General features: G+C 57.4%; 27 protein-coding genes. 8 read left to right on the forward strand and 19 right to left on the reverse strand.

Annotated elements, in window-relative coordinates:
- Positions 1-9 precede the first annotated feature (9 nt).
- Positions 10-525 (reverse strand): LysR family transcriptional regulator, encoded by a 516-nt coding sequence (locus AC2FPW_RS01320; RefSeq protein ID WP_496812324.1) that lies wholly within the window; start codon positions 523-525, stop codon positions 10-12.
- Between the two features lie 86 nt (positions 526-611).
- Between AC2FPW_RS01320 and AC2FPW_RS01325 the strand changes: the two genes are divergently transcribed.
- Both AC2FPW_RS01325 and AC2FPW_RS01330 read left to right on the forward strand, forming a co-directional pair.
- The gene (locus AC2FPW_RS01325) at positions 612-1079 is read left to right on the forward strand and encodes a c-type cytochrome (protein ID WP_496812325.1); all 468 of its coding nucleotides are present in this window, start codon (positions 612-614) and stop codon (positions 1077-1079) included.
- 14 nt (positions 1080-1093) lie between these two features.
- On the forward strand, positions 1094-1981 hold the full coding sequence (locus AC2FPW_RS01330) for a c-type cytochrome (RefSeq protein ID WP_480911403.1): 888 nt from the start codon (positions 1094-1096) through the stop codon (positions 1979-1981).
- Between the two features lie 58 nt (positions 1982-2039).
- Here AC2FPW_RS01330 and nagA read toward each other — a convergent pair whose 3' ends face one another.
- From nagA to AC2FPW_RS01350, 4 genes are read right to left on the reverse strand one after another with little or no spacing between them, the layout of a single operon-like run.
- On the reverse strand, positions 2040-3173 hold the full coding sequence (gene nagA, locus AC2FPW_RS01335) for an N-acetylglucosamine-6-phosphate deacetylase (protein WP_496812326.1): 1134 nt from the start codon (positions 3171-3173) through the stop codon (positions 2040-2042).
- Positions 3170-4198, reverse strand: coding sequence for an SIS domain-containing protein (locus tag AC2FPW_RS01340; RefSeq protein ID WP_496812327.1), 1029 nt, complete (start codon positions 4196-4198; stop codon positions 3170-3172). Before AC2FPW_RS01340 ends, nagA begins: the two co-directional genes overlap by 4 nt.
- 29 nt (positions 4199-4227) lie before the next feature.
- Positions 4228-4983, reverse strand: a complete 756-nt coding sequence (locus AC2FPW_RS01345; protein ID WP_496812328.1) for a GntR family transcriptional regulator — start codon at positions 4981-4983, stop codon at positions 4228-4230.
- Positions 4980-5858: a glucosamine kinase nucleotide-binding domain-containing protein gene (locus AC2FPW_RS01350; RefSeq protein WP_496812329.1), complete on the reverse strand. Its 879-nt coding sequence runs from the start codon at positions 5856-5858 to the stop codon at positions 4980-4982. The genes AC2FPW_RS01345 and AC2FPW_RS01350 overlap by 4 nt, the downstream gene beginning before the upstream one ends.
- A 166-nt stretch (positions 5859-6024) precedes the next feature.
- Here AC2FPW_RS01350 and AC2FPW_RS01355 point away from each other — a divergent pair, with 166 nt between their 5' ends.
- The 6 genes from AC2FPW_RS01355 to AC2FPW_RS01380 all read left to right on the forward strand — a co-directional run bounded on the left by AC2FPW_RS01355 (position 6025) and on the right by AC2FPW_RS01380 (position 12045).
- The gene (locus AC2FPW_RS01355; RefSeq protein ID WP_496812330.1) at positions 6025-6912 is read left to right on the forward strand and encodes an N-acetylmuramic acid 6-phosphate etherase; all 888 of its coding nucleotides are present in this window, start codon (positions 6025-6027) and stop codon (positions 6910-6912) included.
- Positions 6913-6936: 24 nt separating this feature from the next.
- Complete coding sequence (locus AC2FPW_RS01360) at positions 6937-8190, forward strand: ABC transporter substrate-binding protein (protein ID WP_496812331.1); 1254 nt, start codon at positions 6937-6939, stop codon at positions 8188-8190.
- Positions 8191-8255: 65 nt separating this feature from the next.
- Entirely contained in the window at positions 8256-9170 is a 915-nt protein-coding gene (locus AC2FPW_RS01365; protein ID WP_496812332.1) for a carbohydrate ABC transporter permease, read from the forward strand.
- A gap of 12 nt (positions 9171-9182) precedes the next feature.
- Complete coding sequence (locus tag AC2FPW_RS01370; protein ID WP_267366204.1) at positions 9183-10022, forward strand: carbohydrate ABC transporter permease; 840 nt, start codon at positions 9183-9185, stop codon at positions 10020-10022.
- Positions 10019-11053 (forward strand): Gfo/Idh/MocA family protein, encoded by a 1035-nt coding sequence (locus AC2FPW_RS01375; RefSeq protein ID WP_480911410.1) that lies wholly within the window; start codon positions 10019-10021, stop codon positions 11051-11053. The genes AC2FPW_RS01370 and AC2FPW_RS01375 overlap by 4 nt, the downstream gene beginning before the upstream one ends.
- On the forward strand, positions 11050-12045 hold the full coding sequence (locus AC2FPW_RS01380) for an ABC transporter ATP-binding protein (protein WP_480588191.1): 996 nt from the start codon (positions 11050-11052) through the stop codon (positions 12043-12045). The genes AC2FPW_RS01375 and AC2FPW_RS01380 overlap by 4 nt, the downstream gene beginning before the upstream one ends.
- A gap of 83 nt (positions 12046-12128) precedes the next feature.
- Here AC2FPW_RS01380 and AC2FPW_RS01385 read toward each other — a convergent pair whose 3' ends face one another.
- The 14 genes from AC2FPW_RS01385 to AC2FPW_RS01450 form a co-directional block, all read right to left on the reverse strand.
- On the reverse strand, positions 12129-14348 hold the full coding sequence (locus AC2FPW_RS01385) for a CHASE2 domain-containing protein (RefSeq protein ID WP_496812333.1): 2220 nt from the start codon (positions 14346-14348) through the stop codon (positions 12129-12131).
- 45 nt (positions 14349-14393) lie between these two features.
- Positions 14394-15314: a FecR family protein gene (locus AC2FPW_RS01390; protein WP_496812334.1), complete on the reverse strand. Its 921-nt coding sequence runs from the start codon at positions 15312-15314 to the stop codon at positions 14394-14396.
- Positions 15315-15711: 397 nt separating this feature from the next.
- Positions 15712-17226 (reverse strand): aldehyde dehydrogenase (NADP(+)), encoded by a 1515-nt coding sequence (locus AC2FPW_RS01395; RefSeq protein WP_496812335.1) that lies wholly within the window; start codon positions 17224-17226, stop codon positions 15712-15714.
- 71 nt (positions 17227-17297) lie between these two features.
- The gene (locus AC2FPW_RS01400) at positions 17298-17978 is read right to left on the reverse strand and encodes a GntR family transcriptional regulator (RefSeq protein WP_496812336.1); all 681 of its coding nucleotides are present in this window, start codon (positions 17976-17978) and stop codon (positions 17298-17300) included.
- A gap of 226 nt (positions 17979-18204) precedes the next feature.
- Positions 18205-19230 (reverse strand): trans-3-hydroxy-L-proline dehydratase, encoded by a 1026-nt coding sequence (locus tag AC2FPW_RS01405; protein ID WP_496771299.1) that lies wholly within the window; start codon positions 19228-19230, stop codon positions 18205-18207.
- Between the two features lie 8 nt (positions 19231-19238).
- Positions 19239-20339: a cis-3-hydroxy-L-proline dehydratase gene (locus AC2FPW_RS01410; protein WP_496812337.1), complete on the reverse strand. Its 1101-nt coding sequence runs from the start codon at positions 20337-20339 to the stop codon at positions 19239-19241.
- A gap of 15 nt (positions 20340-20354) precedes the next feature.
- Entirely contained in the window at positions 20355-21605 is a 1251-nt protein-coding gene (locus AC2FPW_RS01415; protein WP_496812338.1) for an NAD(P)/FAD-dependent oxidoreductase, read from the reverse strand.
- Positions 21606-21671: 66 nt separating this feature from the next.
- Complete coding sequence (locus AC2FPW_RS01420) at positions 21672-22604, reverse strand: 4-hydroxyproline epimerase (RefSeq protein WP_496812339.1); 933 nt, start codon at positions 22602-22604, stop codon at positions 21672-21674.
- Positions 22595-23554, reverse strand: coding sequence for a dihydrodipicolinate synthase family protein (locus AC2FPW_RS01425; RefSeq protein ID WP_480832927.1), 960 nt, complete (start codon positions 23552-23554; stop codon positions 22595-22597). The genes AC2FPW_RS01420 and AC2FPW_RS01425 overlap by 10 nt, the downstream gene beginning before the upstream one ends.
- Positions 23555-23591: 37 nt before the next feature.
- Positions 23592-24314: an amino acid ABC transporter ATP-binding protein gene (locus AC2FPW_RS01430; protein WP_496812340.1), complete on the reverse strand. Its 723-nt coding sequence runs from the start codon at positions 24312-24314 to the stop codon at positions 23592-23594.
- Positions 24311-24973: an amino acid ABC transporter permease gene (locus AC2FPW_RS01435; RefSeq protein ID WP_496812341.1), complete on the reverse strand. Its 663-nt coding sequence runs from the start codon at positions 24971-24973 to the stop codon at positions 24311-24313. The genes AC2FPW_RS01430 and AC2FPW_RS01435 overlap by 4 nt, the downstream gene beginning before the upstream one ends.
- Positions 24974-24984: 11 nt before the next feature.
- The gene (locus AC2FPW_RS01440; RefSeq protein ID WP_496812342.1) at positions 24985-25647 is read right to left on the reverse strand and encodes an amino acid ABC transporter permease; all 663 of its coding nucleotides are present in this window, start codon (positions 25645-25647) and stop codon (positions 24985-24987) included.
- A 72-nt stretch (positions 25648-25719) separates the two neighbouring features.
- Positions 25720-26520: a transporter substrate-binding domain-containing protein gene (locus AC2FPW_RS01445; protein ID WP_480483375.1), complete on the reverse strand. Its 801-nt coding sequence runs from the start codon at positions 26518-26520 to the stop codon at positions 25720-25722.
- Between the two features lie 230 nt (positions 26521-26750).
- Positions 26751-26982: hypothetical protein (locus AC2FPW_RS01450; protein ID WP_496812343.1), on the reverse strand; the 232-nt coding region annotated here is incomplete at its 5' end.

The raw sequence follows: 26982 nt of genomic DNA on the forward strand, positions 1-26982 counted from the left end.
AGATTGCAGCTATGCGGCTTGCTGGAACCTGGCAGCAACTCTCATTGCGTCACGCTGATTGTCCACAGGCCCTAGTTGAACCGAAGGGCGGACAACTATATCCGCGGTTAACCTGGTCAGATCATGGTGGCTGTTTCCGCTGAGGATCGTCAGTTCGAGGCTGGGGTAGAGAGCGGAAATTGAGTTTAGTATCTGTGGCAGTACAAACTGGCAAAGGCTGTCCGTGGACGCGATACGCACATGACCCGCAGGCGAACGATTTGCGCCCACAACGGCGCGTTCGACCGAAAGTACGGCGTCTTCAACGCTTTCCATGGCGGACAGAATTGTTCTGGCTTCAGGAAGAACCGAATACCCCGACGGGTCTTTCCGAAAAACAGCGCAGCCATATCGGTGTTCAAAGGCGGCAACCCTGCGCAGGACGGTTGCATGTGCAACGCCCAGGGCTGTCGCCGCCGCATTCAACGAGCCGTGTTTGCTGACGGCGAGGGCATACCGAATATTGTCCCAATTGTCGTTGTTCATAAATGAACAGGTGAGGCCGAATAACAAACAATTACAAGAAAAATCGTTCAAGCTATCATATGGCACATTAAACAGGGAGCCACACCATGATGAAGAAATCTTCGATCTTTGCGGCAGGTCTTTTGTCCTTGGCCGTAGTTGGAACTGCAATTGCTCAGGATAGCGAAAACCCGGCTGTAAAAGCGCGGACTTCGATTATGCAGCTTTACGCTTTCAACCTTGGCACGCTGGGCGCCATGGCCAAGGGAGAGGCAGAATATGATGCCGAAGCGGCTACGCGTGCCGCAAATAATATCGTCGTCGTGTCGCAGATCGACCAATCCGCGATGTGGCCAGCCGGATCGGATAATGGGTCAGACCCGTCGACCCGCGCCTTGCCCGCTATTTGGGAGAACTTTGCAGATGTCGGCGCTAAAGGGCAGGCACTGGCCGATGCCGCTGTTGCGATGCAGGCTGCGGCAGGTCAGGATGTTGAAGCCCTGAAAGGGGCGATGGGCCAACTTGGCGGAGCCTGCTCGGCCTGTCACAAAGCTTACAGAGCACCAGAAAATTAAAGGAGTATCGATCAGTGCGGCGCATTCTACTTTTCGCCGTTCTAGTCATGCTTATGGTTGGGTTGGCCGGTTTGCTGCTAACCCGGCCGCAAAGAGTTGATCCGGCACAGTTGGCCGGTCTGACCCCCGACGTGACCAGAGGGGCGTCTGTTTTCTATTCAGCAGGATGCGCCTCATGCCACTCGGCCTCGGATGCCCGCGAGGAAGAAAAGCTTGTTCTTTCTGGCGGGCGCCGGTTTGAAACGGATTTCGGTACGTTTGTAGCTCCAAACATCTCCAGTGATCCAGACGCCGGAATTGGATCATGGTCTGCGCTAGATCTGGCCAATGCCTTGAAACACGGCACAGGACCAAAGGGACAGCATTATTACCCGGCCTTCCCCTATACGTCTTATGCCAAGATGACGGTCGAGGACGTCGCGGCGCTTCATGCGTTTTTGAACACCCTGCCTGCGTCTGATGCGGCAAGTATCCCGCATGACGTCGGTTTCCCTTTCAACATCCGGCGAGGGCTGGGGTTGTGGAAGCTTCTGTTTTCAGGCTCGGGCTGGGTGGTCGAAGGTGATCTGACCGATCAGCAAATCCGGGGCCGGTATCTGGTGGAAGCTTTGGGGCACTGCTCAGAATGCCATACACCACGAAACGGACTGGGAGGGTTGAAGCGGGATCTTTGGCTGACCGGAGCGCCAAATCCTAACGGCAAAGGGCGCATCCCCGGTCTGACCACTGCCCAGCTTGACTGGTCTGAGGCTGACATCGCTGAATATCTGAAATCCGGTTTCACACCGGATTATGACAGCGCCGGAGGCGAAATGGTCGAAGTTATCGAGAACACCTCGAAACTAAGCGATGAAGACCGATTGGCCATTGCTGCTTACCTGAAATCCGTTCCCGTTCAGTGAATTGGCTACTGGTTGCAGAAACTCTGGATTTTGTCAGCGCAGGTCTTATGGCACTGGTTCAAACCAGCACGTCTACATTGCTCAGATCTCTGGCAATGCGGATCAGCGGGCATTGCTCTCCTTTGGCCAGCCGACCTGCGTCGGTTAAGCCCATCACTTCGGCGGGTATGCGAGTTGCGGCGGCCAATGCGTCTTCCAGCGGCACTTCTGCTTGCGTGGTCAGGACACGAAGCGCTGTGGTCAAGTCCAGATCAGCCCCCGCCAAAGTACCATCAGACAGTGTCAAACGCCCGTCTTTGCGGGAAATGCGGCGGCCTTCCAGTTCGAACATGCGCTGGTCCGTGCCAGCCGGTGCCATCGCATCGCTGACCAGAAATATCCGGCCCGGGCCCCGCTTTGCGGCCAAGGCTGTGCGCATGGCTTCGGGGTGAACGTGAATGCCGTCAGCGATCAGTCCGGCGTTCAATCGACCCGAGGCCAGAACCGCCCCGACAAGCCCCGGAGATCGATTGCCCAGCTGACTCATGGCATTGAACAGATGCGTCACGCAGGACGCACCGGCCTTGGCATAAGACAGGCAGGTATCAAAATCCGCATCACTGTGGCCCAGCGATACAACGGCACCGGCCGAGACCAGCGCTTTTACCTGCGCAATTGATACGTTTTCAGGCGCAACCGTCAGCATCAATGCGGGCAGGGCATGCGCAGTCGTGACAAGCGTCGTCAGGTCTTCGTCATCCATGGGGCGGATCAGGGCTGCATCATGGGCACCTTTCCGAGCCACCGAAAGATGCGGCCCTTCCAGATGCAGGCCAGCGATCCCCGGAACACCCGCAGAAATCGCGGCCTTGACCGCTTCGATGGCGGCGCGGGTCTTGGCTGCGGTATCCGTGATCAGGGTGGGTAGGATCGAGGTTGCCCCAAGCGTCCGGTGCGCCTCGGCAATACGCGCAAGCGTTTCGACAGACGGGGCGGCGTTGAACATCACTCCGCCGCCGCCATTCACTTGCAGGTCAACATAACCGGGGGCCAGTATGTCGCCTTGCAGATCGACAAGCTTGCCAGCGTCTGTCTTCACGTCAACGCCTATGTCAGTGATGCGGCCAGCCTCCAGCCGCAGCGCGGCACCGTCGTGCAGTTTGGTGCCGTCAAAAACAAGCCCGCTGTGGTAGATGGTCGCCTGGTCGCTCATACCGTTTCCGTCACTTTTCGCAGGTGACGTGGCGCATCCGGGTTGATTCCGCGTTGTACAGCGACCTGCTCGACCATTGAATAAAAGGACACGATGGCGGCCACCGGGTCCGTCAGCCAGTGATCCGTGCGGACATGAGGCAGCACCTCGGCCTTTGTGACCATTGGGCTTGTGGCAAATACCTGTGCCCCCTTGGCTGCGAGCGTGTCGGCAACCTCGGCCAACAGCGGCTCTGCGGGATCATTGGCGGCAAAGGCAATAACCGGAAATCCGCCTTCCACGATCGAGACAGGGCCATGCAGCACCTCGGCCGAGGAATAACTTTCGGCATGGATCTGGCAGGTTTCCTTGAATTTCAGCGCGGCCTCGTTCGAGATCGCCACGCTTGGTCCGCGACCAAGCGTATACAGCGAGCCTTGGGTGACAGCCGCCGCCGCTCTGCTCCAGTCACACCGAGTCGCGGCATCAAGGTGCCTGGGCAGGCCACGCAGCGCAGCCAGAAGATCTTTGTCGCCTTTCAGTTCCGCCAGCAGCCAAAGTCCCGCAACCAGCGAGTTCACGAAGGTCTTTGTCGCCGCTACACTAAGCTCGGGGCCTGCGTGCAGCGGCAAAGCCGCCTCAGCCGCCAGTGCAAGGGGGGAAGATGGGTCATTTGTGATTGCTACGGTGCTGGCCCCGGCCTTTCGGGCATTTTTCGTAAGCTGCACGATATCCGGGCTTTTTCCTGATTGTGAAACAGAAAGGCAAAGCGCCCCGGCCACATGCAGGTCAGCGCCATACACTGACGCGACCGATGGGCCGACGGATGCCATCGGCAAGCCAAGAAGCAATTCACTTGCGTATTTCAGAAAGGTGCAGGCGTGGTCTGAAGAGCCACGCGCCGCCGAAATCATGAACTTCAGCCCACCGTTCCGGGCGACGTCCGCTGCTGTGCTCAGGGCGTCTCCGCCATTGCTGAGTAATCGCTCAACAGCGACAGGAATTTCTTCGATTTCCTGACGCATCAGGGTCGTTTTCGGGGTCATCGGGGCAACCTTTCCATCGGAATCGCAGATCATGGAGTGAGTCGCAGCTCAGCCACAAAGTCATAGGCATCGCCGCGATAGTTGGATTTTGTGAACTCGGCGACACGCCCGCCTTCCAGATGGGAAATCCGCTGGATGCTCAGCCCTGCCGCGCCTTCCGCGACGCCAAGCAGAGCGGCATCTTCAGCCTCAAGATTAACGGCGGAAATCTTCTGGATGGCGCGAACAGGTCGGCAGCCGCTTTCTTCCAGTAGATCATAGAGTGAGTCGCGCACGGCAAGCGGATTTGGCAGAATGTCCAATGGCAACGAGGCACGTTCGACTGCCATGGGGCGTCCACCAGCCTCTCGCAGGCGGCAAATGCGCGCCACCTGTCCGTCAGTGGGCAACCCGAGCACCGCCGTTTCCTCGGGTGATGGCAGAAAAACGCCCCGTTCCAACCACTTGGAGGTTGATTCCATGCCGCGCAGGCGCATGTCCTCGCTGAACGAGGTCAGATGCGAAAGCGATTGTTCCAGTTTCGGTGCGGCGTTCCGTACGAAAGATCCGGAACCCTGCCGCTGCACGATTGCGCCCTGTTTCACCAGTTCCTGAATGGCCTTGCGCACGGTGACCCTGGACAGGCCGGTAATCTCGGCGATCTCGCGCTCGGGCGGCAATGAGGAATTCGGGGGCAGGACACCAGCGTCGATGCCTTCCTCCAGTCGCTGACGCAGCCGGACATAACGCGGCCCGCCGCTGTTTTCGAGCCAGTCGTCAGAAGCCAGAAAGGATGCTGCGTTCATGCCGAATGCTCCACTTGAAAAGCCCGGGCCAAGGCGATGGCCCCGTCGATAGGCGCACCTTTGGGCTCTGTTACTGCGCCACGCGCACGATCCGGCAGATACGCCTCGTAATGGGGGCCAATACCCCCGGTCAGGCATAATGGCATGGTCGGGGTCCAACCCATTGCTTCCAGTGCCTGCAAAAGATGCGCGGCGCCTTCGCGCATAAGCGAAACCGCCCGTTCGTCCCCTGACCTCGCTGCCGCTGTCACCTGTCGCGCAATTTGGCCGAATTCATGAGGCTGGGCCGCAGCCGCGAAAGCGACAATGCCGCTTGTACTGCCAAATTCGTTCAGCAAGGCCTCGGTCAAGTTGGATTTTGAGACCAGCCCGTCCCATGCATCCAGCGTAACGGAAAGCGCTCTGCGCCCAATCCACTGAGCAGAGGCCTCATCCCCCAGTACTGAGCCCCAGCCACCGGCAAAGCGTCGGCCGGCTTGCGATTGCAGGGCCAGAAACGAACCCGTCCCGCAATGAGCGATTGCTCCGTCAGTTGTGTGATGCGCACCCGCCAGCGCAGGGTGACGATCATCCTCGACCAGTATCCTGTCCAACGGCAAATCCGCGGCTACTCGCTGGGCGATCTGCTCGCCGGTAACACCGGCCAGTCCAAAATACGCCGGTACCGGTCTCAGGGTGTCGGGCTGAACATTGAGCTTGGTTGCAAGCATCTTCAGGCCGTCTTTCAGCCGCACAATCGCGCCGTCATAATCGCTGGCGACGTTGGCGGGGCCAACCTCGACCACCAGCCGCTGCCCCCCATCGTCATAGGCGATCCGACAGGTTGTTCCGCCGCCGTCTGCTGCGATGATTGGATTGTTTTTCGACCTAAGCATGATGATACCTATATAATGCCTATGCTGAAATGTAAATGCCAAAGTAAATCCAATAAGGGCAGAAAGATCGAAATTACATTGAAAAATAAGGCCAATAGCGGCTGAAAAAAAATTAGTGGACAAATGGTATTGTATAGGTATGCTTTCTGGCAACGAGGAGAAACACGTGCTGCCACACATCACAGAACAACTCCACCCGGACGCATACGATTTGGGCAACCGACCGCTGGAAGAGGCGGCGCTGGCCCTGTCCAGGGGTCAGCAGGAAGCGGCCGGTGCCCCACAGGGTGCCCTGCGTGCGATTTGCGACGGTGCCGACGCCATGGCCCGCAGTCTGGCATCAGGTGGTTCATTGTATTACGCGGCGGCGGGGTCTTCGGGGCTGATGGCTGCGGCTGATGCAATGGAACTGGGCGGTACTTTCGGCATTGATGAAAACCAAGTCCATATCCTGATGGCCGGAGGGTTGCCGCAATCCGCGCATATGCCCGGTGGAACCGAGGACGATACCGATGGGCTGATCGACGGGCTGGCCGTGCTTACGTGCAACGATACGGTCATTGCTGTCTCTGCCAGTGGCACCACCCCCTATACACTTGAGGCCGCGCGACTTGCGCGTGCTGCGGGTGCCAGCACGATCGGGATAGCCAACAACCCGGGCAGCCCGCTGTTGGCGCAATGCGATCACGCGATTCTGCTTGCCACCCCGCCTGAACTGATTTCAGGCTCAACCCGAATGGGCGCCGGTACAGCCCAGAAAATCGCGCTGAACATGCTGTCCAGCCTTATGGCAATCAAGTTGGGTCATGTTCACGAGGGCATGATGGTCAACCTGCGAGCAGACAACGCAAAGCTGCGGGCGCGTGCGACCGGCATCGTCGCCCGGATCGCCGGAGTTGATGCAGGCACCGCCCAAAACGCCTTGGCTGAAGCGCAAGGAGACACCAAGTCCGCCATCCTCATCGCTGCTCGCGGCGTTTCACTGGCGGCAGCCAATGCGCGCCTGAAAGAAACGGGCGGAGTTCTGAGCGCGGCACTGACACCTGATAAATAACTGCAAACCAAATGGGAGAGTACAATGAAACGTAATAGCCTGAAACTGGCCTTGCTTGGTGGGACGCTGTTAGCCTCTGCCGCCTATGCCGAGGACGTCACGCTGACTATCGAAAGCTGGCGTAACGATGACCTGACACTGTGGCAGGACCAGATCATCCCGGCCTTTGAAGCAAAGCATCCTGGCATCAAAGTCCAGTTCACGCCGTCTGCCCCGGCAGAATACAACGCGGTTTTGAACTCGAAACTTGATGCGGGGTCTGCCGGTGACCTGATTACCTGCCGCCCCTTCGATGCTTCGCTGGCGCTTTATGAGGCCGGTCACCTGACCGATCTGTCCTCGGTCGAGGCGATGAACAACTTCTCGGACGTTGCAAAGTCTGCCTGGCAGACGGATGACGGTTCGGCCAGCTTCTGCGTGCCGATGGCATCGGTTATTCACGGCTTCATCTACAACAAGGACGCTTTTGCCGAGTTGGGCCTCGAAGTGCCGACCACGGAAGACGAGTTCTTTGCCGCTTTGGACAAAATCAAGGAAGACGGCACTTACATCCCAATGGCGATGGGTACCAACGACCAATGGGAAGCTGCCACGATGGGTTACAATAACATCGGGCCGAACTACTGGAAGGGTGAAGAAGGTCGTCAGGCGTTGATCGCAGGTGAACAGAAGCTGACCGATGAAGCCTGGACAGCCCCGTACGCAACGCTGACCCGCTGGGGTGCGTATCTGGGTGACGGGTACGAAGCACAGACCTATCCCGACAGCCAGAACATCTTCACTTTGGGCCGCGCAGCCATCTATCCTGCGGGATCATGGGAGATTTCCGGCTTCAACGCACAAGCCGATTTCGAGATGGGCGCTTTCAAGCCGCCGGTTCAGAACGCAGGTGACACCTGCTATATCTCGGACCACACGGATATTGGCATCGGCATGAACGCGGCCACAAAGAATCCTGAGGCCGCTGAAACATTCCTGACCTGGGTCGCAAGCCCCGAGTTTGCTGAAATCTTCGGCAACGCTCTGCCCGGCTTTTTCCCGCTGTCGAGCACTCCGGTCGAGTTGCAGGACCCGCTGGCCAAGGAAATTGTCGGCTGGCGTGAAGAATGTGAATCGACCATCCGCTCGACTTATCAAATCCTGTCGCGCGGCACACCAAACCTCGAGAACGAGACCTGGGGCGCATCCGTTGCCGCGATCAAAGGTGCCAAGTCGCCCGAAGAGCTGGGTGCAGAACTACAGGCGGGCCTCGCCTCGTGGTACGCACCACATCAGTAAGCTGAACCATACCCGGGCAGCATGAGTTGCCCGGGTACGCCAAGCATTCCATCGAAAGCGTTCCCATGACCCGCCCCCGCATCCGCTGGCATATCGTCGTGTTTCTGGCACCAGCCGTGCTTGTCTACACAGCGGTGATGATCTTTCCCCTGTTCAACACGCTCCGTCTGGCCCTTTACTCTGAGGTCGACCAGAGCCGCGTTTTTGTTGGACTGCAGAACTTTCTAACGCTGTTTTTCGATCCGATCTGGTCGGAACAGTTCTGGAATGCGCTGGGCAACAATTTCTGGTTCTTTCTGATTCACATGCTGGTGCAGAACCCCATCGGCATCGCGCTGGCAGCGCTGCTCAGCCATCCGCGCCTGCGATTTGCAGTTCTCTATCGGTCGGCGATCTTCATTCCGACAATCCTGAGCTTTGTGATCGTTGGATTTGCATGGAAACTGATCTTGTCGCCCATCTGGGGCATCGCTCCTTCGATGCTGGATGCGGTTGGGTTGAAATCCCTCTTTGCCCCGTGGTTGGGGAAGGAGGAATACGCTTTGACCACTCTGGCGCTGATTTCGGTCTGGCAGTTTGTCGGTATCCCTATGATGCTGATCTACGCGGCCTTGCTATCGATCCCTGAGGAAATCCTGGAAGCCGGGGAAGTGGATGGCATCACCGGCACAAGTGCCTTCTGGAAGATCAAGCTGCCGCTTATCTTGCCTTCGATCGGGATCATCTCAATCCTGACATTTGTCGGAAATTTTAACGCCTTCGATCTGATCTATGCTGCACAGGGTGCCTTGGCGGGGCCTGACTTCTCGACCGATATTCTTGGCACTTTCATGTACCGCACATTCTTTGGCTTCCAGCTGCAATTGGGTGACCCGCATATGGGTTCGGCCATCGCTGGTGCGATGTTTGCAATCATCCTGCTGGGTGTCTGTGTCTACCTTTTCGGCATCCAGACCCGGATGCGCCGGTACCAGCTGTAAGGAGCAGATGACATGAACAAAGCCCGCTCCAACCCGCTAAACACCTTCGCGATGCATGGTGCACTGATCTTTTATACGCTGATCGCTCTGTTTCCGGTTTTTGTGATCCTGATCAACAGCTTCAAGACCCGCAAGGCGATCTTTCGCGAACCGCTGGCGCTGCCTGATGCCGACAGTTTTTCGATGATCGGGTATCAGACAGTGATGAAGCAGGGGGATTTCTTCCTTTATTTCCAGAACTCTCTGATTGTGACGGTTGCATCCCTGACCTTGGTCCTGCTGTTTGGCGCAATGGCGGCTTATGCGCTGAGTGAATACAGGTTCAAGGGCAACATGCTTATGGGTCTGTACCTGGCGCTTGGAATCATGATCCCGATCCGCATCGGCACTGTGGCCATCCTTGAAATGATGGTGGCGACCGGGCTGGTGAACACCCTGTGGGCGCTGATCCTTGTCTATACGGCGCAGGGCCTGCCCTTGGCGGTGTTCATCCTAAGCGAGTTCATGAAACAGGTGAGTGACGACCTCAAGAATGCGGGCCGTATCGACGGGCTAAGCGAATACACAATCTTCTTTCGGCTTGTGTTGCCGCTGGTGCGTCCGGCAATGGCAACGGTTGCCGTGTTCAACATGATCCCGATCTGGAACGATCTATGGTTCCCGCTGATCCTGGCTCCTGCGGAAGAGACCAAGACACTGACGCTGGGAAGCCAGGTCTTCATCGGTCAGTTTGTGACAGACTGGAACGCGGTCCTGTCAGCCCTTTCAATGGCGATCCTGCCGGTGCTGATCCTCTATGTGATCTTCTCGCGACAGCTTATCCGCGGCATCACGTCAGGAGCGGTGAAATGACCCGCGTCCTGATTGCAGGCCTTGGGAACATGGGGCTGAGCCATGCGTTGGCACATCACCTTCACCCGGACGCGCAGATTGTCGGGTTGGTGAACCGATCCGGCCGCGTGGATCACCCTGATCTGACGCGCTATCCGGTGTATTCAAGTTTTGAAGCCGCTCTGACCGAAACCAAACCGGATCTGGTTGTGATTGCGACCTACTCGGACAGTCACGCGGATTACGCCTGCGCCGCGATGGAGGCGGGTGCGCATGTGTTTGTCGAAAAACCGCTCGCCACCAACGTTGCCGATGCGCAGCGTGTGGTCGAAACAGCAACGCGGCTGAACCGTAAGCTGGTGGTCGGCTATATCCTGCGCCACCACCCATCCTGGATGCGTCTGATCGCCGAGGCTCGCACTCTGGGTGGCCCCTATGTGTTCCGTCTGAACCTGAATCAACAATCCTCGGGCCCTGAGTGGGAGACGCACAAGGCCCTGATGCAGACCACGTCGCCCATCGTGGATTGCGGTGTGCATTATGTCGATGTGATGTGCCAGATCACCGACGCAAACCCCCTTCGCGTTCATGGCATGGGTCTGCGCCTGTCGGATGAAATCGCGCCTGACATGTACAATTACGGCCAGTTTCAGGTCGTGTTCGACGACGGTTCGGTCGGGTGGTACGAGGCTGGTTGGGGTCCGATGATGTCCGAAACCGCGTTTTTCGTGAAGGACATCGTGTCACCCAACGGGTCTGTTTCGATCACCGACGGAAACAAGGGCGCGTCAGCGGACATCGATGGTCACACCAAGGTTGGTGGCCTTCTGGTTCACACGCCGCAGGGCGACAGGATTATCGACATGCCTGATGAGCCCGGCCATCAGGAACTGTGCGATGCTGAACAAGCCTATATGCTGCGCGCCATCGCCGAGGATATCGACTTGACCCGCCATATGTCCGACGCCGTACAATCCCTTGCCATCTGCCTGGCCGCTGATCAAAGCATCCGCACTGGCCAACCCGTTTCTCTTGAGGAGACCCGCCAATGACCGCCCTTTCACTGAAAAACATTCACAAATCCTTTGGCAATGTAGAGGTCCTGAAGGACATCAATCTTGAGGTTGAGGACGGCGAGTTTGTGGTTTTTGTCGGCCCCTCCGGATGCGGCAAGTCCACTCTTCTGCGCGTTATTGCAGGGCTTGAAGATGCCACATCGGGTGAGATCAGAATTGCTGGCGAGCAGGTCAATCTGACCCCGCCCTCGAAACGTGGCATCGCCATGGTGTTCCAGAGCTACGCGCTTTATCCGCACCTGAATGTACGCGGCAACCTGACCCTTGCCCTGAAACAGGAACGCCAGCCGAAAGCCGTGATCGACGAGCGCGTCGCCGAGGCGAGCCGGATGCTGGGGTTGGAGCCCTACCTTGACCGCTACCCATCCGAACTGTCGGGGGGGCAGCGCCAGCGTGTTGCCATCGGTCGCGCCATCGTGCGCCAACCCAAGCTGTTCCTGTTCGACGAACCGCTCTCCAATCTTGATGCTGCTTTGCGCATGAACACCCGGATCGAGATCGCAAATCTGCACAGGCAACTATCGGCCTCGATGATTTATGTCACGCACGATCAGACAGAAGCGATGACATTGGCCGACAAGATAGTGGTGCTGCGTGACGGACGGGTGGAACAGGTCGGCAGCCCGATGGAGCTGTACAACAACCCGGCAAACCGCTTTGTCGCGGGCTTTCTTGGTTCACCGTCCATGAATTTTCTGCCTGCGGACAACCTGACCCCGGGCGATGCGCGCGAACTGGGGCTGCGCCCGGAGGACATCCGCCTGGAAAGCGGTGGACCGATCGCCGGCACCGTTTCGCATGTTGAGCAGTTGGGCGGTGATACCAATGTCATTCTGCAAACCAGTAACGTGCCAGTTACAGTTCGTTTGTTTGGCCAGCATGCAATTGCCCCGGGTGACGATGTACAATTCGGGTTTGATCCCAACCGTGCATATTACTTCGGGAATGACGGGCAGAGATTACAGTAACAATAATTTTCAGCCCGTCTTGCATCAGTTTGTTCCGGTGTGAGCGTGACCCAAAGAGGGCAAGCGCCGGAAAACGTGACTGGTTAACCAAGATTGTGGCGTGTGAACATGAATTGCCCGGATGGTAGGTTCGACCGGAAGTCAGCGGCACGACCGGGCAGCGCCCTGTAGAACTGACGCAAGCCGGGCTCGATGTCTTCAGCCAGTTCTTCGCACTGTTGGCACAAGGTCTTGACCAGGCTGTTTGGATGTCGATTTGTGATCGCCAAAATCAGCTCTGCATGTGCAGCCCTGAGATCCTGGAATGCCGCTGTTTGCAACAGGGCCTGATCGCCCACCAAAACAAAGACGGGTTCCGGGTTGGCTTTGCCTTTCAGATCAACATGCCCGGCCTCTAACATGGCCAGATCCCCATGCGTGATTTCATGGACGCCGTTGGAAACGACGATGTCATAGTCGACTGTTCGACAGCATTGTTCGATCCGTGCTGAGACATTCACGACGTCACCGATAACCGTGTAGTTAAACCGTTTCTGCGAGCCGATATTGCCGACGCAGGCCTGCCCTGTGGCAAGTCCCGTTGCCAGCGCGATAGGGGGGCGGTTTCGCATGATGTCGGATGCATTGAACTCTGCCAAAGCGCGCCGCATTTTCAGCGCGGCTAATGAAGCCCGGCACGGGTGGTCAGCGACAGGCAAAGGCGCGTTCCAGAACGCCATAACAGCGTCGCCGATAAACTTGTCGATGGTTCCCCGTTCAGCCAGTATCTGATCGCCGATACTGGAAAAAAGCGCATTCAGCAGTGAGACCAGCTCGGTGGCAGATGCGGATTCAGACAGAGGTGTGAAACCCCGGATGTCGGAAAACATCACTGTGATATCCTGCGTCTCGCCTCCCAATTGCAGCTGATGCCCGGTGGTTTCCATCTCATCAAGGATTTCCGGGGCGACGTAATGCGAAAAGACTTTCCGGATTTTGCGCTTTTCCCGTTCGGTGGACAGGAAAAGATATCCTGCCAGCAGCCCGAAATTTGCTATGCCACCGACAAGCGGAAATGTGGCGTCGAACAAAACCGACTGGTTTTGAAAAACCAGCCAACTGATTGTCAGAACGGCGGCAGCGGCGACACCGCCTGCAATGAAAGATGCAACCGCACCGAAACTGGACATGACGGCAATCACGACAAGCCCGAGAAAGGCGAAGGCAAGCATTTCCTGCGCTGCGGTCACGTCCGAGCGACTTAGCATTTCGTTGGTCAACACCTGTTCCAGAACCTGGGCATGAATTGAAACACCGGGAACGCTTTCCCCAAGCGCCGTCTGGTGCATATCGAATAAACCGGCAGCCGACGTTCCGATCAGGATGATCCGCCCCTCAACTTCCGCCCGAACGTCCGCATCATCCGAGCCTTTGAGGATATCGTTGGCCGAGATATACAGCTCGGGCGCATCGCGCCGGTATCTCAGCCAAATCTCGCCGTTTTCTGTCGTTGGTATCCGGTATCCCCCGACCTCAACCGCCAACATGATGCCTGTTTCGTCCTGCGCACCTTCGGCCATGATATTGGTTTCACCTAAGGCAACTCTCAGGGCTTCAATCGACAGACCCGGTAACAGCCCATCTGGCCCGCGCCAAAGAACCGGCACGCGGCGCATGATACCGGTTCCGCCGATGGGCGAGACGTTGACCCCACCAATACCTGCCGCAGTCCGGTCCAAAGGGGGCGCGATTGGCGTCCAATGAGGGACTGAAATTAGACCCGCGGCGGGATTTTCCCCGAACTCAATGATACCTGCTTTTGCAGAGATAGGATTTCCTTCAGCAGACAAACGTGCGGCAGTCCCAAGAACGACCGGCCAATAAGCGATTTCCATCCCAAGCAAGACATCATTATCGAGCTTCCGAGCGTGGCGTTCCACTGTGAGAACCCCTGCCAAAGACGGATCGTTCAAAAGCCGTGAGGGGGAAAACCGGTCAGGCTCAGCGAACAACATATCAAATGCGATGGCCGCAGCGCCATATTCACCCAGATTTTGAACCATCTGCGCCACCAGTGTTCGGGGCCAGGGCCATTGCCCCCAATTGGCCAGAGAGGCCTCGTCAATATCTATAACCCGTATGGGGAGGTCAGGATTGAACTCACGCGGGGATGACCTTTGCAGAACGTCGAAATAGATCAGACGGGTCATTCGCACAGGATAGGGATCCATGACCCGGATGAAACAACCCACCAGGATCAGACACAATCCGACAAGGCGGAACGCCCATTTCCCCGTCCTGGTTTTGCGCTTTTCGTCGCTCACGTCGTTCTCCGGACAAGTGAGTCCATTTCCGTTTTTTCGACAACGCTACCGGAACAGCTCACTATTTGATTCTTGCTGCTCTGGATCTTCCTGACCTGGTTCCTCTCGATCAGATTCTTCCGGTTCCGGTTCAGGCTCTTCCGGATCAGGCTCTTCCGGTTCCGGTTCGGGTTCTACTTCCGGCTCTGGCGCTGGTTGTGACGGGGGGGTTGGCGGCGCTGCGACGCTGACTGGGCGCGGCTGGGGCGCAGTTCTGCGAATGTCGGCCCTGTCGATTTTGGCCTGTTGCACGGGCGCACCTTCGCCAGAACACCCCTCAACACGTACCTGCAAAGGAGGCAGCAGGCCTTCCTGCGACTGAACAAAAGGGAAACCAGATTTCAGCGCCTGGTCATACTGCGCCTGATCAGCAGGTCGCCCGACTGATCCGCCTCCACTGGTGGCATACATGCTGCATACGCGGCCTGTGGACCTGCATGACCCTTGTGCACTGCACATTTGAACCGTCCCGTGCAGGACAAGCATTGCGCTTTGGGTTTGTGATACGACCCACATGTCGAAGGTTGTGCCACGAACTGCCATTGTCGCAGTCGGGGTCTTGATCGAATAGGCTCTTTTTCTGCTCTTGCCGGAAATGAACCGAAAGCTGCCACCAAGTGCTTGCACGGCAAAGCTTTTGGCTTTTCGGTTGCCGCGCAGCATGGTCACGTCCAACACCATATGCGCATTGGGACCAACGGCAATTTTGGTTTCATCCACAAAAACGATCTGAACCAAACCGCTGTGATCTGTAGAAATCGTATCGCCTGATTCAACGTCCATTCCTGAAATGACAGGCTGAGTGTTTCCGGCGCGAATGATCTGAGCGCCTTGTTTGGCGCTGATAACTGTTCCGATGTTGGCAAGGGCCTGCACCGGCATAAGCGCGACAACAAATACAACCAACACAATCTTTAACCAAGCCAAACCAGAGCCCCTTCCCCCAACAGGTCTAAGTAAGCGCGAAGCGCGCCAAGCTCGATTTTCACCCCCAGAAATGTGTTATTATTATTCAAATACTCTAAAATGCTAGCAATATTTATGCATTATGGTGTGTATTTGTAGCAAGATGTTTTTTGGCCCACGTTTTCTAGCTTGGGCACATACGGGTATGCGGGCGATTGTCTCCGCCATGGTCAGAACGTGTGAACAACAGGCTTACACCTATGGATCTGAGAGCCGTAAGTCGAGCAAACTGGTAGGCGCTTAGCAAGGTAACTGAACAGGCCGAAGCACAGCCTTCGGTAAATTCGAGCATATGACACGTGGCTCATCGCTATCCTTGCGATGAGCCTTGACGCTCTTGCAGCGTGTTGTTGAAGGATCAGAGGAATTGTTCGGGCAACAATGCGTCCGGCATGTTCTGGTAACACACGGGTCTCAGGAACCGCCGGATCGACAATGTGCCGACAGAAGTAGCACCGAAATTGGTCGAAGCGGGGTAGGGGCCGCCATGCACCATGCTGTCGCAGACCTCGACGCCCGTGGGAAAGCCATTGGCCAGTACACGCCCGGCCTTGCGCTCGAGGATCGGCATCAGGGAACGCGCGGTGTCCATGTCCGCATCATCCATATGCAGGGTACAGGTCAGCTGACCTTGCAGACTGTGTGCAACGGCCCGCATTTCGTCAGGCGTTTCAGCGGTCACTATTACGCCCAGCGGGCCAAAAACCTCTTCACCAAGGGTTTCGTTTGCCAGCCAGTTCACAGCATTGGTGCGATACAGGTACGGGGACGCGGTGCGTTGATCACACATCGAGGTCAAAACCTCCTGCACACCTGCTGTATTGGCGATCCTTGCCTGACCGGCTCGATAAGCGTCGGCGATGCCGTCGGTCAGCATGGTCTGCGCGGGTGTTTCTGACAAGGCGGTTCGCGCGGTCTCGGCGAAGCGGTCCGCTGCTGCACCCGCCAGCAAAACGGCTACCCCGGGGTTGGTACAGAACTGACCTGCGCCCATGGTCAGCGACCCTGCCCAGTTCTGAGCAATGTTGTCGCCCCGGTTCGTCAGCGCAGCATCGAGAATGAACATCGGGTTGACCGAGCCAAGTTCACCGAAAAACGGGATTGGTTCAGGACGTGCGGCACATAGATCGAACAGTGCCCGACCACCAGCCAATGAGCCAGTGAACCCGACAGCCCTGATCAGCGGGTGCTGTACCAAAGCGGAACCCGCGGTCCGGTCACCCCCCTGAATAAGACTGAAGACACCGGGATGAATTTTGCAGCGTTCGATGGCAGCATGTATAGCCTCGGCTATGATCTCACCGGTACCCGGGTGGGCGCTGTGCCCTTTTACGACAACGGGGCACCCAGCAGCCAAGGCGGCAGCGGTGTCGCCGCCTGCGGTTGAGAAGGCCAAAGGGAAATTCGAAGCACCGAATACGGCGACGGGGCCAATTGGGCGCTGGATCATTTTCAGATCCGGGCGCGGCAGCGGCGAGCGGTCTGGCAACGGGCCGTCGTGGCGCCGATCCAGATACTCACCACTCAGAATATGTGTGGCAAACAAGCGAAGTTGGCCCGATGTGCGACCCCGCTCTCCTTGCAGACGGGCCTCGGGCAGGCCGGTTTCCTGCGTTCCGATTGCAGTAATCGCCTCGGCGCGGGCTTCGATCTCATCTGCGATGGCATTCAGAAATGCCGCGCGGTCTTCCCGGGTCGAAAAACCATAGCTCCAGAACGCTTCTTCGGCAGCTTCCGCAGCCGCGTCAACATCCTGAAGGCGCCCCACCGAAAAACTGTGTGACGGTCCAAAAGCGGGCTGTGACTGAAAAAACGTGTCACCTGAAAGCCAATTTCCAGCGATGAGGTGCTTACCATGGGGGGAGCAGGTCATGAAGGTTCCATATTTACGATTCTGAAGCTATGGATAATGTATCCAATTAAGAGAGACAATCAAGCGCCCTGTTAGGTCTCCTCCATGGCGCGTTTTGCTACGATCATCTCCAGCAGCTGTTCCTTTGTTCGCCGGATGTGCCGCATCAGCATGTTACAGGCTTCGTCAACGTTCCCTGCTTGCGCCAGTTTCAACAGCTCTCGATGCTCTTTTTTCGCGGGTTCCCGCTGCTTCATCACGCTCAAATGCATTCGGACATAGCGGTCTGATTGCAGATTGACGCGGTCCAGCAATTCATTCGTCAGTTTCCTCTGCGACGCCGCGTAAAGGGCGGAGTGGTATTGGTAGTTCAGGATCCCCCACTTGCTGACGTCATTCTCGTCATAAGACGCTTCCATCTGCGTCAATATCTCGTTGCATCGTGCAAAGTCGGCAGATGCCATCTGCGGAATGGCTCTGCGGAAAAGATCGACTTCAATAAGCATTCGAAGGTCGAATATTTCTCCAATCTCGTTCAATGAGTGTTTGGTAACGGATCCGCCCCGATTATTGGCCCATTGAATCAGGCCTTCAGCGTTCAGACGCTTTAGGGCTTCGCGGATGGGCATCCGAGATACGTCGTATTCTTCGGCCAGAGCTTCCTGGCGAATAGCTTCACCTTCGGCAAGTTCACCGTTCAGAATACGTTCACGAAGATCGTTCGCGATGACATCTGGTAGGCTTTGCTTGGTTATCGCGCGCTTTCCTGCCATATCTTTCCTGCCACTTGTTTGGGTACAGCTACCGGTTACCGGCGTTATTCCAAGCTGAGCCGCGACTCGACCACCCAGAAAGCTGATTAAGAACACTCCGTTTGATAATGCATCCAATATCCATGTTGATTCAACCCTGCTGAGACAGCGAGGTAAGACCAAGAGCGAATGGAACCCTCTATGACCGCCTTTCCCTGAGAGCGGGCGCGGCCAATGCACTGTTTAGTCAGACACCCCAGGTGTCCGACAAGCGATACCCGCCAGGCCAGGGGTCATCCGGGTCAAGCATGTGTTGGTGAATTCCGGTGATCCAGCCGCGCCCACTGATTTCGGGGACAATCGCGGCACGGCCCGCCACTTCGGTGGTATCGACAATCCGACCGGTGAACCGTGATCCGATGATCGAGACCGCCTCGAACGTCTGACCCGGCGACATCAACCCTTTTGCTGCCATCAGCGCCATGCGCGCGGAAACCGCTGTACCTGTAGGCGACCGATCAACCTTGCCGGGTTGGATCGCCACGGCAGATTTGCCGGTCAATCCGGTTTCGGTCTCGCTGATCGGGCCGCAGAAAGCACAGAATGAGATATGGTCCCAATCCGGGTTTTCAGGATGCGAAAACCCAAGCTGTTCATTGGCTGCATTGGTGATCTTCACCCCCAATCGGGCAATGTCACGGGCCTCATGTTCGACAATCTCGAATCCCAACGCCTGTGCATCGACCACGACAAAACTGTCACCCCCATAGGCGGTATCAACCATGATCGTATCCAATCCGGGTACCTCAAGTGGGACGGACAGTTTGTCGGCAAAGCTGGGCAGGTTCTGCACGAAAATGCGTTGCGCTTTGCCACCGCTGCATTCCGCCCGCACATGAACCAGCCCGCCCGGGGCCTCAAGCACCATATGAGTTTCTGGTTCCTGCATCGGAATGATCCCGCCATCCAGCAATACGGTTGAAACACAGATCGAGTTCGAACCCGACATCGGCGGTGTGTCTTCGGGTTCCATAATGATAAAGGCCGCGTCGGCCTTGGGGTGTTTCGGGGGCACCAGAAGATTGACATGACGGAAAACACCGCCCCGGGGTTCGTTCAGAACGAAGTTGCGCAGCGTCTGGTCGCCCGCGACAAAGCTGCGCTGTTCCCACAAGGTGTCGCCCGGTGGCGGGGCAACGCCCCCAACGATAACATCCCCGACTTCACCTTCTGCGTGGGCTGAAATGACATGAACGGTTTTGCTGCTCCGCATCGGATCTCTCAATATTGTGCGACAGGCTCGCCCAGAGCGTCGAAAATCGGTGTAACACCCAGACCCGGACGGGCGGGTGCGGTCATCCGGCCGTTGACACGCTTTGGCGCACCCTCGGCAATGTCCACGGTGCCGTAAGAGTTGAAATCCGTGGCAGAGAATGTGAACTCGGACGGCGTTGAACGGGCCAGATGTGCGATGGCCGCCGTGGTGATGTCACCGCCCCAAGTGTCTTCGATCGTCATGGGGATGCCGTGCGCCACGCACAGGTCCCGCATAAGACGGGCTTTGGTCAACCCTCCGACTTTCGAGATCTTCAGGTTGATCACATCCATCGCGTCTTCGGCAATGCCGCGGACCAGCGTGTTGGGAGTGTCGATCACCTCGTCCATTACGAAAGGCAACGCTGTGCGGCGGCGGATCGACACGCATTCCTCATAGGTCAGGCAAGGCTGTTCCACATAGACATCCAGACCCGAAATCGCGCCCACCACGCGTGCGGCCTCGTGCCGGGTCCAGCCGGTATTGGCGTCTGCTACAAGCAGATCCGACTTTTTCAGAACGGCGCGGGTGGCGTGGATACGGTCGATGTCGTCATTGGCCTCGCCACCCACCTTGAGCTGAAACTTGGCGTAGCCTTCGGCAGCATAGCCTTCGATCTTTTTGGCCATGATCTCGGGAGCTTCCTGACTGATCGCGCGATAAAGCACCACATCATCCTGCGCAGCGCCCCCCAGCAATGTGTAAAGCGGCTGGTCCGTGGCCTTGCCCAGCAGATCCCAGCAGGCAATATCCACCGGAGCCTTGGCATAGGGATGACCCCGCAAGGCCGCATCCATCGTGCGGTTGATCTGACCGATATTCAGTGGATCCTGCCCGATCAAATGCGGGGCCAGCTCTGCCAGCCCGGCCCGGACGCCGAGCGCAAAAGACGGCAGATAGGCCGAGCCAAGCGGGCAGCATTCGGCATAGCCCTTCAACCCTTCATCCGTGATGATTTCCAGAACGGTGCTGTCAAACACTTCGACAAAATTGCCGTTGGACCAGCTATAGCGGCCTTCTTTCAGCGGCAGATCGACCTGATATACGTTCAGCCCGGTGATTTTCATAAGGTGTTCTCCAGATTAGAAGCGTGTGGATGAGAAAGGTGACATATCGAGCACCGGCTTGGCGTCAGAGACCAGATCGGCCACCAGTTCGGCCGTGCCTGCGGATTGGGTCAGCCCCAGATGACCATGGCCAAAGGCATAAAGCACCTGTGGTGCGCGCGAGGATCGGTCAATCACTGGCAGGCTGTCAGGCAGTGATGGGCGAAAGCCCATCCATTGCGTGCCGCCTTCCAGGTTCAGGTCTGGCATGAAGCGCCCGGCCTTGGCCAGCAACGTGTCAGCGCGCCGGTAATTCGGGGCCAGCTTCAATCCACCCAGTTCGACTGCACCGCCGATGCGCACGCCGCCGTTGATCCGGGTTACCACAAACCCATGCCCCCCAAAGGTCAGATGAGTGCGCAGGTCAAAAGCGCCTTCGGGCAGGGTCGTGTTATAACCCCGCTCGGTCTCAAGCGGGATATGATCCCCCAGGGTCTTGGCCAGTTGGTGTGACCAGGCTCCGGCGGCAACAATCACCTGACCTGCCGAAATGTCGCCGTTGTCCGTGTCAAGGCGCACGCCGTCATCGGTTGGTTTCAGTGCCGTAATCCCTGCGATCTTTACCTGCCCACCGCGCGCGATGAACTGTGCCGCCAGATGCTCGGTCCAGCGGGCAGGGTCGACGGTATTCATCCATGTCGAGGTAAAACCCGCATGGGTAAATCGCCGGTTCAGCCCGGGCTGAATTTCGACAATAGCATCCGGGCTGTCCAGAAGATCAAACGGGATGCCATGGTCCTTGCGCAGGTTCCAGGTGGGCAGGCTGGCACGGAATTCGCCCTCACTCTCGAACAACTGCAACTGGCCTTCGCGCTGCATCAGCGCCTCGCCGTCTACATGCTTGATCTGACGCTCCAGCGCCGCACGGCTGTGCTTCATCAGCGCGGCTTGTGCGGATAGTGAGGCTGCATAACGATCGCGCCAACTGGCCCGCCAGAACCGGAGCATCCACGGTGCAATACTCAGCGCATAAGCGGGCGGGATCGACAAAGGCCCCAACGGATCAAGCAGCCATTTTGGCGCTTTGCGCATGATCCCAGGCGTTGCAAGCGGCACTATATCTGTAAAGGCAAAGGCCCCGGCATTGCCCTTTGACGCCTCGGCTGCAACGCCTTCACGGTCCAGCACAAGCACCTGCCTTCCCCGCTTTTGCAACTCTAGCGCAGCGCTGATGCCAATGATGCCAGCACCGATCACAACTATGTCCGTCTTGGTGTCATGCTGCATGGTTACAGGTTCTCAAATAGTGGTACGGGGTCGGGGACTGGACAGCGTCTGTCCCCGGCCTTGACTTCAAAGCGCGATGCCATCACGGAACGGATCATTCGGCGCGAAAACCAACCTGCCTTCCGACATGATATGCGCCTGCCCGGTCAGGGTGGGAATGACACCCCCGTTCGGGCCGGGTTGGTAGCTCAGCACGTAGGGGCTGCCGATCACGCTTTCCTGTACAATCTCTTCCCCTGCTTCCAGCACCCCGTTTGCCGCCAGACAGGCGAGGCGCGCCGAACTGCCGGTACCGCAGGGCGACCGGTCATATTGATTGTCCGGGCACAGTACAAAGTTGCGGCTGTGAACATCCTTGTTGGGGGATTGATCCTGAAGGATCACATGGTCGACCAGTTCTCCGTTTTCGCCATGCACGCCCTGTGCGATGCAGGCTTCGCGTATGGTGATGGTCAAATCGGTCAACGCCCGAATGTTTCCCGGGTTCACCGGGATCGGGCTGGGGTCAACAATGAAGAACCAATTTCCGCCAAAGGCAAGATCGCCGGTTATCGACCCATAGCCGCCAACCTCAATCTGCACAGCTGCCCGAACGCGACGGCTCTCGACATTTGTGACGCGTACGGTATTGGCGTCCAGCAATTCCACCGAGACGACACCGACCGGAGTTTCAACCCGATGCGTGCCCGGCCGGATTCTGCCCATATGTGCCAGAGTGACGCCCAGACCGATGGTGCCATGTCCGCACATGCCAAGAACTGCATCCGCATCGAAATAGATCACGCCGGTCTCACACCCTGGATCTTCGGGCGCGACCAGTAGCGCCCCCACCATTCCGGGCTGCCCCCGCGGCTCCAGCAAGATGGATTTGTAGAACGCCTCATGCTCGGTAGCCAAGCGTCGTGCACGCTCTGCCAGCGGGCCGGACCCCAGATCGGGGTCGCCGTCGAGGATCACCCGCGTAGGCATTCCCCCGGTGTGACTGTCAATCACATGCATTCAGCAATGACTCCGCCCTGGCCGGACCAATCAGTAAACCAAGTGCGGAACAGGTCGTATTGCTGTTCGCAATAGTTGCGCTGGGCATCCGTCAACTCGTCGGTTTCGTTGAAGTGCAAACGGTATTCCTCTTCGCCGTTCAGGACCAGCAGGTGTTTGTAATACAGCACCAGATCGGTGCCCTCGTCAAAGCTGGCCAGCACACCAAAGGCTTCTTCAAGCTCGCGCGCGCGCAGGCGCGCTTCGGCATGGCCCGCCGCCGCTTTCTGGCACAGGGCAGCCAGCAGCAGTGCCTCTTTCGGCAGGGCAGTGCCAATCCCTGTGATCGAACCGGTGGCGCCGCAATTGACGAAGCCATGGTAGACCTCGGTGTCCACACCAACCATCAGTGTAACCTGATCATCTTTCGAGGTAATGTGTTCCGCCGCATAGCGTAGATCGCTTTTGCCGCCGAATTCCTTGAACCCAACCAGGTTGGGATGATCTGCACGCAATTCCAGGAACAGATCGGCGCGCGTCGCGAAGCCGTAAACCGGGCTGTTATAGATGATTGCCGGAATATCAGGTGCAGCCGACAGGATCGCTTTGAAATGATTACGCTGCGCCGCGATGGACGATCCACGCGACAATACACGCGGGATCACCATAAGCCCTGCCGCTCCAACCTTTTGCGCATGCGCGGCAAGCGCCACGGCGGATTTCGAATTTATCGCACCTGTGCCGACGACAACGGGCAGTCCGGCCGCGATCAGACGTTCGACACCTTCCATCCGTTCGGCATCCGACAAGAGAGGCCAGTCGCCCATCGAGCCGCAATAGACCACGGCAGACATACCCGCTGCGATCATTTCCTTGCCCTTTTTCACCAGCGCGTCGAAATCCGGTGTCCGGTCCGGTTTGCAGGGGGTCATCAGGGCTGGCATGGTGCCGGTAAAGATATTCTGGGACATGAAGGTAACCTTCCTAATTTTTTCGGGGCGGGGGCTTTTATCGCACATTCGCCAGGAATTTGCGGGTGTGTTCAGATTGGGCTTCGTTAAAAATCTGGGCGGGCGGGCCGATCTCTTCCATCACGCCCTGATTAAAAAAAGCAACCCGGTCTGATACATCACGAGCGAAACCCATCTCATGCGTGACGCAAATCATCGTCATCCCTTCCTCGGCCAAAAGCCGCATCGTGTCGAGAACTTCGCCCACCAGTTCAGGATCCAGCGCCGAGGTGGCTTCGTCAAACAGCATGTATTCCGGCTCCATCGCCAGCGCGCGGGCAATGGCAAGACGCTGCTGCTGACCGCCCGATAAGGCCGAGGGGAAGACGTTCAGCTTTTCGCCCAACCCTACATGGGTCAACTGCTTTGCGGCTATGTCACGCGCCTCGTCCCTCGACTTGCCTTTGACAATCTTCGGGGCCAACGCAACGTTTTCCAGTGCTGTCAGATGCGGAAAGCTGTTCCATTGCTGGAACACCATCCCCAGCTTTGTGCGCAGCTTGTTGATGTCGGTGCCTTTAGCATGAACATCAATGCCATCAACCCTGACCGATCCTTGCTGGATCGGTTCCAGCCCGTTGATGCAATAGAGAAGGGTCGATTTGCCGGAGCCTGACGCACCGATCACCGACAGAACTTCTCCTTTCTGCACATCCAGATCGATGCCTTTCAGCACATGCAGCGATCCGAAATATTTGTGCAGGTCGCGAATTTCGATCATTGGCCCCACCTTTTTTCTAGCGACGCGGAATACCGCGAAATCGGATAGCTGAGCGCGAAATAGAACGCGCCAGCGATTGTCAGGATCAGGAATGGTTCCTGCGTGCGGGTGATCAGGATCTGGCTGGCTTTCAGCAGTTCAACATAGCCCAGAACCGAGACCAGCGCGCTGTCTTTCATCACACCCAGCGCGACCCCGACCCATGCAGGGAACACCGCGCGCCCACCAATCGGGAAGACGACATATCGCAGATCCTGCCAATAGGTCATGCCCAGGCTGCGCGCGGCGCGGCGCATCGGATCACCAACGGCTTCAATCCCGCCGCGCGCCACATTCGCAACCAGTGCTGCCGTGTAGATGGACAGGATCACCACGCCCGAGGCAAACGGGTCCAGATTGAGCCCGACAATAGGTGCAAAGTTGTAAAACAGCACCAGCTGGATGATCAGAGGGACCGACCGGAATATATCCAGAACCGGAGCCAACGTCAGGGTCGCTACCAGTTTGCCCTCGTACAGAAGCCAACCGCACACCACGCCAAAAACCGTTCCAATGGAAATCGAAAGCACTGAAATCCAGAGCGTTCGCAGCGCGGCTTCGCCCAGAAACCACAGATCGTTGATGTTGAAGCCGCTGAAAAAGCTGACAGTGGGTTGCATCTGTGCCTCCTTCAGTAGCGGAAAAGCCGGGACGCCAGCAGGCGCGAGGCAAGCAGGATGATTTTGACGATCACGTAGTAGATGACCGCGGTGACGGCGAAATATTCAAAGATTCGGAAAGTGCGCGAGGCAAAGATCTGGGTCTCGCCCGACAATTCCCGGAAGCCGACCAGCATACCCAGTGACGACATTAGAACAGCCCAGACCATCTGGTTCGTGATCGGATGATAGACAATGCGAAACACCTGCGGGATCACGACGCGTGTGTAAGCCTGCCACGCGGTCATGCCCAGCGATCGGGACGCGCGTAGCTGTGTCTCGGGGACGGCCTGAAAGCCGCCACGGAAGTTTTCAGCCAGATAACCGGCGCAATTGAATGTCAGCCCGGCCAGCACGATGAAGTACGGCGATAGATGCAGGCCAAAGGCACCAAGCCCGAAGCCGAAAAAGAACAGCTGGAACAGCGCCGGAGTATTGCGCGCCAGTTCGACCCAGGCTGAGGCGAACCAGTAAAGCGGACCTTTCAGGTGCAGCCGCGTCAGCGCCAGACAAAGTCCGATGATAATGCCAAGGACCATTGCCAGCACAGCAACCTGTATCGTCAGCAGCGATGCCTCAAGCAGGTCCGGCAGGCTTTTCATCACCGGTCGCCAATGGAAGTTATAGTCGAACACGGGTGTTCCTCACGCAATCTACCGGTCCTTTCGCCCGGCCATAGCCGGACGAAAGCATGGAGTAGGAAAGGGTCAGTACATTACGCCGGGAATGCGCAGCTCAGGCGCTTCGCCGCCGACATATTTACCCCAATGCTCCTGATAGCGGCCCGAACGCACCTGGTGGGTCACGAACAGGTTCAGGAAGTTCAGCCAGGTGACATCTTCGCGCTTGCCTACAACCGAAGTGTAGTCGGTGGTCCATGGCATGCGAGGGCCGGCAACAACAGTGTCATATTGCTGGGTAATCGGCAGCACGGCAGTGTTTGTGGTAATGCCGATATCGGCCTTGCCCTGAGCCACCGCCAGGAAAACCTCATTCTCGGACTGGTAGCCCTGGTAATTGCCTTCTTCGCCCCATTCGGCGGCGATCTTCAGCCATTCCTGCTCGGGTACGGTGCCGATCGCGGCGGCCACGCGCTTGCCACGGATATCCTCGAAGGTCTCAATGCCGCTTTCGGCATTCACGACACCCTGCGCATAATAGATGGCGTAAGGAATGGTAAAGCCCACCGTCCGCGCCCGTTCAAGGCTGTCCGAGGTTGCTCCGAACACAACGTCTGCGCGTCCGGTGACGATCACTGGCAGGCGTTCGGCCCAGGTCAACGGCAGGATTTCAGCCTCAACTTCAAGTGCGGCGGCCAGATCATTGCAGTATTCGACGTCAAAGCCTGCCGGTTCGTTATTCGCGTCGCGATACCCAATTGGCGGAAAATCCAACACAACACCGCAGCGCAATGTCCCGCGATCTACGACATCGTCCAGCGTGTCCGCCATCGCAGGAGCCGTGGTGATAGTGGTGAGGGCCGCCAGTGCGGCGAGTTTCTTGAGCATGTGATCCTCCCTGAATCAATCGATACGCGCAGCTATAGAGGATATTGTATCCAACATCCAGTATTTTGTTGAGCAGGAAAAGCCAGCTTTCAAAAGGTGTCGTGGCTCTTGGATGTGATTGAAATGACTGACTTGGCCCGCGTGGAAGGCCCTCGTTCGTCGGCGGCCAAATGGATTTGACACCATGTTCTACTGGAGTTGGAGGTTTTTTGGCTGAACGTGGTCCGTCGTCAAACGTGAAGGTGCATTGTGCTCGGAGGCTGGGGAGCTTTCAGCTTGAGACGGAAAACGTTTTGTGATGGGAGCGTGCGACGCCCCGGCAACTCCAGCCTGTGTCTTTCAAAGAAAAGCGGCAATGCTGACCCGCGCAGCCAAATGCGCGTTCGGTCAGACTTTGACGGCTTGTAGTTCTTCGAGCAGGTCGAGGAGTTGATTGAGTTTTTCTCGTCCCATTTGTTTTTC

This window comes from Ruegeria sp. SATB027 (assembly GCF_059613825.1).

Bases quoted from the DNA above. Each gene is read 5' to 3' on its own strand.
- AC2FPW_RS01320 (WP_496812324.1), bottom strand. From the start codon at position 525: ATGAACAACGACAATTGGGACAATATTCGGTATGCCCTCGCCGTCAGC.
- AC2FPW_RS01325 (WP_496812325.1), top strand. From the start codon at position 612: ATGATGAAGAAATCTTCGATCTTTGCGGCAGGTCTTTTGTCCTTGGCC.
- nagA (WP_496812326.1), bottom strand. From the start codon at position 3,173: ATGAGCGACCAGGCGACCATCTACCACAGCGGGCTTGTTTTTGACGGC.
- AC2FPW_RS01340 (WP_496812327.1), bottom strand. From the start codon at position 4,198: ATGACCCCGAAAACGACCCTGATGCGTCAGGAAATCGAAGAAATTCCT.
- AC2FPW_RS01345 (WP_496812328.1), bottom strand. From the start codon at position 4,983: ATGAACGCAGCATCCTTTCTGGCTTCTGACGACTGGCTCGAAAACAGC.
- AC2FPW_RS01350 (WP_496812329.1), bottom strand. From the start codon at position 5,858: ATGCTTAGGTCGAAAAACAATCCAATCATCGCAGCAGACGGCGGCGGA.
- AC2FPW_RS01360 (WP_496812331.1), top strand. From the start codon at position 6,937: ATGAAACGTAATAGCCTGAAACTGGCCTTGCTTGGTGGGACGCTGTTA.
- AC2FPW_RS01365 (WP_496812332.1), top strand. From the start codon at position 8,256: ATGACCCGCCCCCGCATCCGCTGGCATATCGTCGTGTTTCTGGCACCA.
- AC2FPW_RS01370 (WP_267366204.1), top strand. From the start codon at position 9,183: ATGAACAAAGCCCGCTCCAACCCGCTAAACACCTTCGCGATGCATGGT.
- AC2FPW_RS01375 (WP_480911410.1), top strand. From the start codon at position 10,019: ATGACCCGCGTCCTGATTGCAGGCCTTGGGAACATGGGGCTGAGCCAT.
- AC2FPW_RS01380 (WP_480588191.1), top strand. From the start codon at position 11,050: ATGACCGCCCTTTCACTGAAAAACATTCACAAATCCTTTGGCAATGTA.
- AC2FPW_RS01395 (WP_496812335.1), bottom strand. From the start codon at position 17,226: ATGACCTGCTCCCCCCATGGTAAGCACCTCATCGCTGGAAATTGGCTT.
- AC2FPW_RS01400 (WP_496812336.1), bottom strand. From the start codon at position 17,978: ATGGCAGGAAAGCGCGCGATAACCAAGCAAAGCCTACCAGATGTCATC.
- AC2FPW_RS01405 (WP_496771299.1), bottom strand. From the start codon at position 19,230: ATGCGGAGCAGCAAAACCGTTCATGTCATTTCAGCCCACGCAGAAGGT.
- AC2FPW_RS01410 (WP_496812337.1), bottom strand. From the start codon at position 20,339: ATGAAAATCACCGGGCTGAACGTATATCAGGTCGATCTGCCGCTGAAA.
- AC2FPW_RS01415 (WP_496812338.1), bottom strand. From the start codon at position 21,605: ATGCAGCATGACACCAAGACGGACATAGTTGTGATCGGTGCTGGCATC.
- AC2FPW_RS01420 (WP_496812339.1), bottom strand. From the start codon at position 22,604: ATGCATGTGATTGACAGTCACACCGGGGGAATGCCTACGCGGGTGATC.
- AC2FPW_RS01425 (WP_480832927.1), bottom strand. From the start codon at position 23,554: ATGTCCCAGAATATCTTTACCGGCACCATGCCAGCCCTGATGACCCCC.
- AC2FPW_RS01430 (WP_496812340.1), bottom strand. From the start codon at position 24,314: ATGATCGAAATTCGCGACCTGCACAAATATTTCGGATCGCTGCATGTG.
- AC2FPW_RS01435 (WP_496812341.1), bottom strand. From the start codon at position 24,973: ATGCAACCCACTGTCAGCTTTTTCAGCGGCTTCAACATCAACGATCTG.
- AC2FPW_RS01445 (WP_480483375.1), bottom strand. From the start codon at position 26,520: ATGCTCAAGAAACTCGCCGCACTGGCGGCCCTCACCACTATCACCACG.